This is a genomic window from Brevundimonas sp., from assembly GCF_036677305.1.
Classification (GTDB): domain Bacteria; phylum Pseudomonadota; class Alphaproteobacteria; order Caulobacterales; family Caulobacteraceae; genus Brevundimonas.
The window spans coordinates 1-1,827 of the sequence record NZ_JAKFEB010000118.1 but is presented as its reverse complement, the minus strand read 5'-3'; the positions used below and the strand labels follow the sequence as shown (position 1 = coordinate 1,827).

Annotated in this window: 2 protein-coding genes; one reads left to right on the top strand and one right to left on the bottom strand. The window is 69.4% G+C overall.

Annotated elements, in window-relative coordinates; all coding sequences use genetic code 11:
* Positions 1-134: 134 nt before the first annotated feature.
* Positions 135-1,322: an efflux RND transporter periplasmic adaptor subunit gene (locus V6M42_RS06945; protein ID WP_332677967.1), complete on the bottom strand. Its 1,188-nt coding sequence runs from the start codon at positions 1,320-1,322 to the stop codon at positions 135-137.
* 224 nt (positions 1,323-1,546) lie between these two features.
* On the opposite strand from V6M42_RS06945, the gene V6M42_RS06940 reads away from it, so the two are divergent.
* Positions 1,547-1,827 (top strand): GTP-binding protein (locus tag V6M42_RS06940; RefSeq protein WP_332677966.1); only part of this gene is annotated, 281 nt, incomplete at its 3' end.

Here is a 1,827-nt window from a genome sequence, read left to right as displayed (position 1 = left end):
TCGATGTCGGGGTTGTTGTTGATCCGCATCCCCATGAAGCCGTTGACGCCCGCAAGCGTCAGCAGCACGAACATGAGGATGATCGGGATCGGATTCTTGATCGACCAGGACGAGATGTTTTTCATCGTCGCGGCCTATTTCTTGGCTTGGGCGGTGCGGGCGGCTGCGGCGTTCACCGCCGCGGCGCGGGCCGCAGAGGCGCGCTCGCCCACCGGCCGCGCGGCCGGCGCGACCGTTACCCGGTCGCCCTCGCCGAGGAAGCCGGCGCCGGCGACGACGACGCGGGAACCCGCGGCCAGACCGCTGACCGCGGTGGAATCCGTCGTGCGCGACAGCACCGTCACGGGCTGGAAATGGGCCCGGTTGTCGGTCCCCAGCATGAAGACGCCGGCGCGGTTCTCGCGGTACAGCACAGCCGCCGTGGGCACGGTCACCGCCGGCTGGTCGCCGACCTGGATACGGGCGCGGGCGAACATGCCGGGGCGGAAGCCGCCGCCGACCAGGGCGATGCGGGCCACGCCCAGACGGTTCTCGGCGTTGACCTCGGGCGTCACGATGCGGACGCGGCCGGTCGTCTCGCCGATCTGGTCGGACGAGATCACGGCGCTCTGGCCCGCGCGGACCAGGGCCAGATCGGTCTCCGGCACCTGTGCGTCCAGTTCGAGCCGACCGTCGCGCACGATCCGGAACAGCTCGGTTCCCGGCGAGATGATCTGCCCGCGCGTGACGTTGCGGCTGATGACCAGACCCGAGACCGGCGCCTTGATCGTCGCCTGCGACAGGCGGGTGCGGGTCTCGGACAGAGACGCCTGCGCCGCCGCCACATTGGCGCTCGAGGCGCGCTGGTTGGCCAGGGCCGTATCCAGCGAGGCCTGGCTGAGGAAACCGCGCTCCTTCAGTTCCTGGGCCCGGCCCAGCGCCGCCTGATCGCGCGCTGCGTTGGCCTGCGCCGTTTCGACCGCCGCCTGCTGCTGGCGCAGCTGGGCGCGCAGCAGGGCGTCGTTCATCTGCACCAGCGGCTGGCCCTGACGCACATAGGTCCCTTCGTCGACATAGACGCCCGTCGCCGTCAGCCCGCCGGTCTCGGCGCCGACCGGCACTTCTTCCCAGGCCGAGACGGTGCCCGATGCCGTGACGGTGCGCGGCAGGTTCTGCAGCGAGGCGACCACGATCGAGACGGTCTGGGTCGATGCGCCGCCGGCCTTTTCGCCGGCCTTGGCTTCGGCCTTCTTGGCGTCGCCTTCGCCGCCGCAGGCGGCCAGTGTCAGGCCGACAAGCACGACCGCCGCACCGGCACGCAGGTTCCGTTTGATGTTCGCCACGTCTGATCCCCTGTTGGGCGCCGCAGCCGGGGGGACCGCGCGCCGACCGTCGGCGCCGCGCGGGCGCTCTGTCATCAGCCGTTGAATAGCTGTTCCCGTGATGCTTCTCAAACCCGAAAGCACGCCCTTACGGCGAAGTAATCCGCCACAATCGCGGTTGCCGGGCATCGACGCCCCCGGCGTCCGCGTTGGCGATTCCGCCCCGCCGTGCTACCGGCGCGGCCATGACGACCCCTCCCATCGACCGTATCCGGAATTTCTCCGTTGTCGCGCACATCGACCACGGCAAATCCACCCTGTCCGACCGCCTCATTCAGGTGACCGGCGGCCTGACCGCGCGCGAAATGTCGGCGCAGGTGCTCGATAATATGGATATCGAGAAGGAGCGGGGGATCACCATCAAGGCGCAGACGGTGCGCCTGAACTACAAGGCCCGCGACGGGCTCGACTATGTCCTGAACCTGATGGACACGCCGGGGCACGTCGACTTCGCCTATGAGGTCAG